Consider the following 9,737-nt stretch of genomic DNA (forward strand, 5'->3'; position numbering starts at 1 on the left):
ATAAAAATATTAGGAGGCTATATGAATGGATTCACCTGATTTTCACATTTAGCAAAATCAATGAAGCGCGATCACTAAATTGATCCTAAAACATGATCCGACACAAGATAAACTGGGTAATTGATCCAGAATATTTAAAATCACTTAATTTCATGATGAAGATAAATTGTTTGGCGAGTTTCACATTACTGTTAATGGTCACGAGTATCGAAGTGTTGAGACAACCCTAACAATGAATCGTGATTTGGAGGGAATAAGTTATGAAAAGTTCTGTTGCAAACACAATTAATAGCAAAGTTGCAATGCCGTTTCACAGAATGCTGGCATACGCCAGTACAGATGCAGCCGGTAATCTGTTGTACACAACGGTAACGACGTTTATTTTATATTATTTCACAGATGTTTTTGGGCTATCCATCGCAGCTGCCGGCACAATTTTATTGGCTGCCAGAATTTTGGATGCGTTTGATGCACCGGTTTGGGGATTCATTATTGACCATACCCACACTAAATGGGGTCAGAGTCGACCATACTGGTTATGGATGGCTTTTCCGTTTGCCATTTTCTTTATTTTAATGTTTTGGTCACCAAATTTAAGCGCAACCGGAAAGTTCTGGTGGGCCTTAATTACTTACCTGTTATTTGGTATTTCTTATACAGGTGTGGGGACGCCGATTACCTCGATTTTACCTAATCTAAGTAACGATTCCGACCAACGAATTAAATTAAACAGTACTCGAAGTATTGGCGGTATGATCGGTTACTTCATCACTGCAACCTTTACATTAAGTTTTGTTGCCTTCTTTGGTGGCAATCCACAATCAGGGTGGCGGAACACAGCAATTGTCCTTGGCATTATCGGTTTTTGCCTATTGATGTTTGCCTTTTCGGATACTCGCGAAATTAACAAGCCGAAGAAAGCCGTTTCAATTTTAAATTCGATTAAGGCTGCAAAAGCCAACTGGCCATGGTTCATTTTAGTGATTGTCTTTATTTTCTACTGGTTGGGTAATGCTTCGCGGACATCAGTCGTTGTTTACTATACGCAATACAATTTAGGACATAAGGAATTTGCTTCGGTTTTGAACGCATTAGTCATGATGCAATTGATTGGAATGGTCGCTATTCCATTTTTGGTTAAAAAATTCCGAAAAACGTACGTTTTAATGGCCGGCATGTTCTTAGCGGCTTTTGGTCAAATTCTAATTGCCTTTACGGGTCAATCATTTATCGGGCTATCAATCGCTTGGTCCATCGCGTCAATTGGAACCGGGATTTCTGTGACGTTGCCATTTGCGATGCTGGCTGATACCGTTGACTATGGTGAATGGCGAAATGGTATTCGAGCAAGTGGCTTTTTAACTGCCATTGGGAGTTCTTTTGCAATTAAAATGGGTTCAGGCCTTGGTGGTTGGGCACCATCCGTTGTTTTAGCCCACGCCGGTTATAAAGCCGGGGCGGTTCAAAGTTCACAAGTCCTTTCCGCAATCAAATTCAGTATTTCTTATTTACCAGCCATCTTCTTCATTATCGGCGGCCTACTGATCTTAACATACATTAAATTTGAAAAGCAGGAAAAGTCTATCCGAACAACTTTACTGGAACGTCGTGGCAGTCTAGACGAAGATTAGATTAAAACAAGTCATTTAGGAGGAATAAAAATGAAAGCAGTTTTAAAAGTTGATCCAACCCAGCAAATTTCAAAAATTGACGAACGTATTTACGGCTCGTTTATCGAGCAATTAGGTCGAGCCGTTTATGAGGGAATTTATCAACCCGGTCAGGCGACTGCTGACGAAAACGGTTTGAGAAAAGATGTTATTGAGGCAGTTAAAAAATTAAATGTCCCGATTGTTCGTTATCCTGGTGGGAACTTTGTTTCTCAGTACAAATGGGAAGACGGGATTGGCCCTAAAGATGCCAGACCCAAACGACTTGACTTGGCGTGGAGAACCATCGAAACAAATCAATTTGGCTTGCACGAGTTTATGAACTGGGCCAAAAAAGTCGGGACCCAAGCTGATATGGCGGTTAATCTTGGCACCCGTGGCATAATGTCAGCCGCTAATTTGGTTGAGTACTGCAACTTTCCAAAGGGCTCTTATTGGAGCGATCTGCGTCGGCAAAATGGGCAGGAGACGCCGTTTGCCATTAAAACCTGGTGCTTAGGTAATGAAATGGACGGCCCCTGGGAAATCGGTCAGAAGACAGCCTATGAATACGGTCATTTGGCTAATGAAGCAGCTAAAGCAATGCGGGCGGTTGACGATTCAATTGAATTAGTTGCCTGTGGCAGTTCTTCAATGGATAATCCGACTTTTGGTGATTGGGAAAAGACCGTTTTGGATCAGTGCTATGACAACGTTGATTATTTATCACTGCATCGCTACTATGGCTTTTATGGGGATGATGATCCCAATGAACTTGATAACTATCTGGGAAAGAATATTGATTTAGACGAGTTTATTAAGGGCGTTGTGGCAATCTGTGACGCAGTTAAAGCACGTAAACGAACTAAAAAAACCATTAATCTTTCTTTAGATGAGTGGAATGTTTGGTACCATTCCAACGATCAGGATGCTAAAACTAAGCCATGGCAACAGGCACCGCATTTGTTGGAAGATATTTACAACTTTGAAGATGCGCTTTTGGTAGGAAGCCTATTGATTACTTTACTAAAAAATAGTGATCGAGTTAAAATTGCCTGCCTGGCCCAACTGGTTAACGTCATTGCACCAATTATGACCAACGATCAGGGAGTCTGGTTCCAATCAATCTTCTATCCATACATGCAAGTGTCAAATTACGGCAAAGGCATTGCACTGACACCGGAAGTTGAGGTGCCAACCTATAAAACACGTGAATTTGATGCCGTGCCGTATTTAGATAGTATCGCTACCTATGACAAAACACAAAATGAATTAACAATTTTTTGCGAGAATAAGCATCAAACTGATTCAATTTCTTTTCAAACTTTATTACGGGACTTTGATGTCGAAAATGTCATTGAAGCAACTCAATTTTACGGTTACGACGTCAAAGCTGATAATCGAGATGGCAAAATGAAATTACAGCCACTAACTGCGACGACTGAGCCACATAAAGTTATGGCAACTTTGCAACCACTTTCTTGGAACATGATTCGGGTTCGAGTTCGCTAACTTAATTCTTTATCAATAAACTAATGGTCCCACCTTAAAGCAAAACGTTGGCTTTAAGGTGGGACCATTTTTTACTTCAATGAGTAAACTTTTCACGATAGGCAATTGGTGACACGCCATAATGCTGCTTGAAGATGGCTGAAAAATAATAAATATTATTATATCCAACATTAACGGCAATTTGACTGATTGAATCATCCGTTGTTAGTAAACGTTTGACAGCTTCTTCAAGTCGATATTTTGTTAAAAATTCATTTGGCGTCATTCCAAATGTTTTCTTCATACTGAGGGCGATTGAGTTCGGATGAGCATGGAATTCACGACTCAGTGTTTCGTTAGTGATTTTTTCGTCAAAATGATCTCGCAAAAAGCGTTCAACGTTTTCAGCCAATTGATTTGATGCAGATTCATGATTTGGTTTTTCCTGAATCATTTGAAGAAGATCAATAAACTGCTGTTGGGCTTGCCAAAAACCAACGTTATTTTGTAGTGCACTATTTTTAAAAATTCGATTGATTAATTTAAAAGTCGCTGCCTCATCGGTAATTTGGCGGAGTTTTTTTAAATAAAGCGTCACTGATGGTGTGAAGTAATGAAGCGTTGGAATATTGATTTTAGAACTGACTTTAACCGGTTTGGCAGCCTGAACCCATTTACCACTGACTGAAAAGTGTAGCCAGTAATATTCGGTTCGTTCTTCGATTGGTTTCCAAGAATAGTGGTGGTGATTAGGCAATAAGATAAAACTATCACCTGGGTTTAATGTGTAGCGGTGATCGTCTTCGGCAATAAATAGCCGGCCTTTAACGATTGTCATTAAAACAAAGTACTGAAGATCATTACGATTAGGATGGGTTTCACCAGCATCAAAAATGGCATAGCCACCTTGAATAAAAGTTGGTAGCGGTATGCAGGAAATTGAAATGTATTCGTCTTCCATACGGGGGATCGTCCTTTCAAAGTAACGTTAATAATTCTAGTATAAACGATTGAGTGGAAAATTACGAAAGCGCTTTTAACCTGGGTAATTTCTAAAAATTAAGGAAGTTAAAAGCGGCTTTCCGGCGGATCCTCCTATCCAGTAATTATAGGTGGAAGCAACTGAATGTGACTTAAAAAATAAGGATTTTAGCGGGGGGCTATTGGCATGCTTTCAACAGCAAAATAAAGCTACCAATTTTTAAAAAATATGACGGTTAGTGACCAGTTAAGTTTCATTAGTGGTCGAAAGTGATCAAAAGGATAAAAAATGGTCCTTAAAAGACCGAATCACACAAATTTTAAAAGTAGAGATTATTCAGGTTGAAAATATTGGTGGAATTTAGTTATATTTTGTAGGTAAATTGTGAATTTTGTAAAGAATCATTTTCCTTTTAAAACGCAATTTAGATGTTCATCGTGCCAAAATTTAAGGAAATAATCTTCTTTTAAGTGTTAAATATTGAAAAAATATTGTGATTAATTTCAAAAAAATCGATTGGTATTATATAAACGGTTTAAGGGATCTTTCATTTGCTGAAACACGATAAGCTATTATCCTTATCATATGTGAAAAATCATGTAACCGGTTACGGATAATGGTGTACCTAACCTAATTTATATATTTATTTAAGGAGGCTTCGACAATGGAATCATCTTATTTCAGTGTTGAACAAAGTCAACGTGGGGCAATCACCAAGTTGATATTAGCTAACGATGCCACCCAGATGAACTGGGTGATTGATCCGGAATACTTAGCATCACTTCATTATCATGATGAAGATAAGTTATTTGGTGAATTTCATATTACCGTTAACGGTCAGCAATTTCAAAGCATTAATGTTACTCCGAAAATTCAACAATTTAACACCCAAAGTCAATTGATTTTTCCGTTTGAAAATTTTAAGGTCATCGAGAATTTTATTTTGAATGGCAAAGCGCTTGATTGGCAAATTCAAGTTGAAAATTTAAGCTCAAGTGAATTGGAAGTTGAAGATTTTGGTGCTTGGATAAGTTTGGCTTATGTGATGTTTCGAGATAAGCATGTTCGACGAAATGCCAATCGGTCTGCAGCTGTTTTCCCCAGCATTTCACCAGAATATACGAAATTAGCGGTTGTTCGGCGAGATAATACTGTACCTAATTTAGGTGTTTATCAAACGGAGGGGCGTGTTTTATCAGTCGGAACCTATAATGAGTATACAAATCGCTTTTTTGAAAACGCTTCACCTTCACTAGATGGGATGCTTTTTCATGAATTTATTTTAGCTGGCGGTTATCAAGATGATCAACGCCCCCCATCATGATTGGATTTATCCCGAAAATTCATTGAAGCTGGCAGCCCATCAAAAACAATCATGGCAATTTGCATTACATCCCTACACTGATCAAGCCAACTTTTATCAAACCGCGCAAAAATTTGGTCATCCTTTAGTGACATTTGAGCCACTTGTTCAACAAGATCAGCTTCAAACAATTCAAATTACGCCAGCGTCAGGACAACAGGTCAAGTCGATTTCAGTTCAGTACTGGCAAAATAACAAATCAGTTGAAACAGACTTAACGCCATTATTTAAAGAACATCAGCTTCAATTTAAACCGGATGGATTAGGAGAACATAAACTGATTATTCGATTCGTGGATGGTACAACCGACATTGGTGTCTTTAATGTGATGGATACGATTGCCGCACTGTTAAGAGAACGGGTGAATTATCTTTGTGATCACTCCTACGCAGGTGCCACTGGCAAAGTTCCATATAGCTTTAGCCCGGCTTCCAACCAAGGTGAATCACTTGGCAAAATGACGTTTATTCTTCAAGAATGTTTATTGGATCAAAACGTGACGGATCCGGCTCGAAAAGTGGCCATCGTTGAAGAAAGTGCGGTCAACTATGTTAGACCGAAGTGGTTCGTAAATGGCGATTTCAAACATCCGCGGAAATTGTATGGTGACTTTTATCGGGTGATGGATTTTGAATACATTGCGCATCTCTTTTATCTGTTATCAAAGTGTCCTTCGAAATATTTAAAAATTCATTCTCCCAAAGACTATTTAACTTGGGCAGCTGAAGTATTTGATATGCGGGTAAATCCTGATCTGCATGACAGTGAACGTGGTAAAACCGAAGCACAAATGTTAGGAGGTTACTTTGGATATATTGAAGAATTACTTAGAGATGTCAAAAATGCTGGATTAAATCAGAAATTTGAAGAAATTTCTCATTCGTGGCAACAAGTTACGAAACATGTTGCCGCAAATAGCGATCAATTATTAGCTGCCATGACTGAACATTTCTTTGACAATGCGGGCTTTGGTCCAGCTGCTGCCGCACTTTCATTGACTGGCAATCAGAAAAGTGCTCAAACATATGGTGAATTGTTAAAAGCCAATATTGGCTTTAGTAATGACTTTCGAGCTCAGAGTCCTGATCGCTGGTGGGAAGCACTTTCTTATATGATTCATGCGTTGTGGGGGAGGTATTACAGCTGCTGCAGCTCAAATTACCGGCGAAAATTTAGGAGATGTTGAGCTGATTAATGCAGCGTATCGGGCTACTAACGCTGTTTTGTATATGTACGACACCAACGCTACTGCTACGGATCGGCAGTTAAAGCCGGGTGAAGCGGCTTCGACGTACAGTGTTGCGGGACCCAATGTTAATCGTCCGGATCTATCACGAAATCGGTTTGGCCAATCAATCTTTGCCTCGGATGGCGGCATCTTCGCTAAGCTGTTTCCAGATGGTTACACCGGTGAGGATGATTGGGATATGGGAGAAGAGTTGGTTGATTATTTGAATGGTTTTGGGCAGACTACTTATTTTTATTCAGATCAGCAAGGACAGTATCATGCGATCAACGGTTTTATGAAAAAAGTAGAGGGTCAACACTATCAAATTAGAAGTTTTGCCCCTTACTTGCGCAAGTATGTCAATTTAAATAATGGTCAGCGCTTCTACTCAACCAAAAAGGTTGTCAATTTTAATTTGGCAGCCCAAGAGATTTATAGCTAGTTGAAATTTGGAGGAAACAATTATGAAAAGTTCTGTTGGAAACGCGATTAATAGCAAAGTGACTTTGCCATTTCATCGGATGCTTGCATATGCTAGTACGGATGCAGCTGGTAATTTGCTTTACACAACGGTGACGACTTTTATCTTGTATTACTTTACCGACGTCTTTGGTATTTCGATTGCAGCTGCTGGGACAATTTTATTAGCTGCTCGGATTTTAGACGCCTTTGATGCACCTATTTGGGGCCTAATTATTGATCATACCCATACTAAATGGGGACAGAGTCGTCCATATTGGTTATGGGTGGCCTTTCCATTTGCGATCTTCTTTATTTTAATGTTTTGGTCTCCCGGTTTAAGCGCCACCGGTAAATTTTGGTGGGCATTGATCACCTACTTATTATTTGGAATCTCATATACTGGTATTGGAACACCGATTACTTCCATTTTACCAAATCTAAGTAATGATCCAGAACAGCGAATTAAATTAAACAGTACACGTAGCATTGGTGGAATGATCGGCTATTTTATCACTGCGACCTTTACGTTAAGCTTTGTTGCTTTTTTAGGTAAAACTCAACAATCTGGTTGGCGAAATACGGCAATTATATTGGCAGTTGTCGGTTTTGGCCTGTTAATGTTTGCCTTCTTTGATACGCGTGAAATTAACAAACCAAAGAAAGCTATTTCAATTTTAAACTCAATTAAAGCTGCCAAAGCAAACTGGCCATGGTTTATCCTGGTATTTGTATTCATCTTCTACTGGTTGGGTAACTCTTCGCGAACAGCGGTTGTTGTTTACTATACACAGTATAATTTAGGAAACAAAGGCTTTGCTTCAATTTTAAATGCCTTGGTAATGATGCAATTGATTGGAATGGTTGCCATTCCTTTCTTGGTTAGAAAGTTACGCAAAACTTACGTCCTGATGTCGGGGATGTTTCTGGCTGCACTTGGTCAGATTTTAATTGCATTTACCGGTCATTCATTAATTGCGTTATCGATCGCTTGGTCAATTGCTTCAATTGGGACTGGGATTTCAGTTACCCTGCCATATGCAATGCTAGCAGATACTGTTGATTATGGTGAATGGCGGAATGGCATTCGAGCCAGTGGCTTTTTAACGGCAATTGGTAGTTCGTTTGCAATTAAAATGGGGTCTGGCCTTGGTGGATGGGCACCATCAATTGTTTTATCAAAAGCCGGTTATAAAGCTGGTGCTATTCAAAATGCCCAAGTCCTCTCAGCAATTAAATTTAGTATTTCATTTTTGCCAGCCATCTTCTTTATTGCCGGTGGTTTGTTAATCTTGTTATACATTAAATTTGAAAAGCAAGAAAAGACCATTCGGGTAAGTTTGTTGCAACGTCGTGGTAACTTAGGAGAAAATTAAGCTAAATAACTATCAATTAAAAGCGGGACGGTTAAAACTGTTCTGCTTTTTTGAATTTCGCTTAATGTTTGAATTTTTCCCGGTAAGCAGTTGGCGTCATTGCATAATGTTGTTTAAAAATAGTTGAAAAATAATAAATATTATTGTAGCCGACATTCCGAGCAATTTGATTGATAGGTTCATCAGTAGTCAATAAATGCTTGGCAGCTTCCTCAAGTCGATATTTAGTTAAAAAGGTAGTTGGCGTCATCCCAAACGTTTTTTTCATACTCAATGCAATCGAATTTGGATGGACATGGAATTCACGGCTAAGTGTGGCATTCGTGATTTTTTCATCAAAGTGATCTCGCAAAAAACGCTCAATTCTTTCGGCAAGTTGGGTAGAAGTTGATTCATTTTTGGTTTTTTCCTGAAATATTTGAAGCAAATCAATAAATTGTTGCTGAGCCTGCCAAAAGCCAACATTATTTTGTTTAGCACTGTTTTTAAAAATCCGGTTAATCAATTTAAAGGCAGGAACCTCATCCGTTATGTGACGATTCTTTTTTAGGTAAAGCGTGACGGTTGGTGTGAAATAGTGAAGCGTTGGGATATCAACTTTGGAACTGACATCAACCGGCTTATTTTCTTGAGTCCATTTTCCGGCAACCGAAAAGTGCAGCCAATAATATTCAGTTGATTGTTCAACCGGTTTCCACGAATAATGGTGATGATGTGGTAACAGAATGAAAATGTCTCCAGGATTTAAAGTATATTGATGACCATCTTCAGCAATAAATAGTTGGCCTTTAACAATGATCATCAATACAAAATATTGAAGGTCATTCCGGTTGGGATGATTTTCACCTTCATCAAAAAAGGCATAGCCACCTTGGATAAACGTTGGTAGGGGGATGCAAGAAATTGAGATGTACTTGTCTTCCATAAGAAATAGTCATCCTTTCATCATTATATAAATTTTTCCAGAAGCGTTTTGAAGCCGTTAGAAATGTTCAATGAACGATTCAACTTCATCAAGATATCATGAATTAGCGTAAATCGTCACGAATTTTAGTTGTTTAACTGAAACTTGAAAGCTAAAAATCACTTCAATATTGCGTGATTTTTGGCTTTTTCTGATCAAAATTAAAACGCAAGGGCTCCTGCGCTGTATACTTTAATTGACAAAAGAAAGATACAAAGGAGTGCT

Annotated in this window: 8 protein-coding genes; 6 read left to right on the forward strand and 2 right to left on the reverse strand. The window is 38.7% G+C overall.

From position 1 onward, the window contains the following. Positions 1 to 260 precede the first annotated feature (260 nt). On the forward strand, positions 261 to 1,631 hold the full coding sequence (locus ED605_RS09100; RefSeq protein ID WP_121978593.1) for a glycoside-pentoside-hexuronide (GPH):cation symporter: 1,371 nt from the start codon (positions 261 to 263) through the stop codon (positions 1,629 to 1,631). A gap of 30 nt (positions 1,632 to 1,661) precedes the next feature. Next, entirely contained in the window at positions 1,662 to 3,161 is a 1,500-nt protein-coding gene (gene arfA / locus ED605_RS09105; RefSeq protein ID WP_121978594.1) for an arabinosylfuranosidase ArfA, read from the forward strand. 76 nt (positions 3,162 to 3,237) lie between these two features. Here the strand turns inward: arfA and ED605_RS09110 are convergent, their stop codons facing one another. Further along, on the reverse strand, positions 3,238 to 4,101 hold the full coding sequence (locus ED605_RS09110; protein ID WP_121978595.1) for an AraC family transcriptional regulator: 864 nt from the start codon (positions 4,099 to 4,101) through the stop codon (positions 3,238 to 3,240). A 685-nt stretch (positions 4,102 to 4,786) separates the two neighbouring features. On the opposite strand from ED605_RS09110, the gene ED605_RS14760 reads away from it, so the two are divergent. From ED605_RS14760 to ED605_RS09120, 4 genes are read left to right on the forward strand one after another with little or no spacing between them, the layout of a single operon-like run. Next, complete coding sequence (locus tag ED605_RS14760) at positions 4,787 to 5,446, forward strand: hypothetical protein (RefSeq protein WP_225419098.1); 660 nt, start codon at positions 4,787 to 4,789, stop codon at positions 5,444 to 5,446. After that, positions 5,424 to 6,671: a hypothetical protein gene (locus ED605_RS14765; protein ID WP_225419099.1), complete on the forward strand. Its 1,248-nt coding sequence runs from the start codon at positions 5,424 to 5,426 to the stop codon at positions 6,669 to 6,671. The genes ED605_RS14760 and ED605_RS14765 overlap by 23 nt, the downstream gene beginning before the upstream one ends. Beyond that, positions 6,604 to 7,155: a hypothetical protein gene (locus ED605_RS14770; protein WP_225419100.1), complete on the forward strand. Its 552-nt coding sequence runs from the start codon at positions 6,604 to 6,606 to the stop codon at positions 7,153 to 7,155. Before ED605_RS14765 ends, ED605_RS14770 begins: the two co-directional genes overlap by 68 nt. A 22-nt stretch (positions 7,156 to 7,177) precedes the next feature. Next, entirely contained in the window at positions 7,178 to 8,548 is a 1,371-nt protein-coding gene (locus ED605_RS09120; protein WP_121978596.1) for a glycoside-pentoside-hexuronide (GPH):cation symporter, read from the forward strand. Between the two features lie 61 nt (positions 8,549 to 8,609). Here the strand turns inward: ED605_RS09120 and ED605_RS09125 are convergent, their stop codons facing one another. After that, complete coding sequence (locus tag ED605_RS09125; protein WP_121978597.1) at positions 8,610 to 9,473, reverse strand: helix-turn-helix transcriptional regulator; 864 nt, start codon at positions 9,471 to 9,473, stop codon at positions 8,610 to 8,612. Positions 9,474 to 9,737: the final 264 nt, after the last annotated feature.

The organism is Lentilactobacillus raoultii (genome assembly GCF_900411375.1).
Taxonomy (GTDB): Bacteria; Bacillota; Bacilli; order Lactobacillales; family Lactobacillaceae; genus Lentilactobacillus; species Lentilactobacillus raoultii.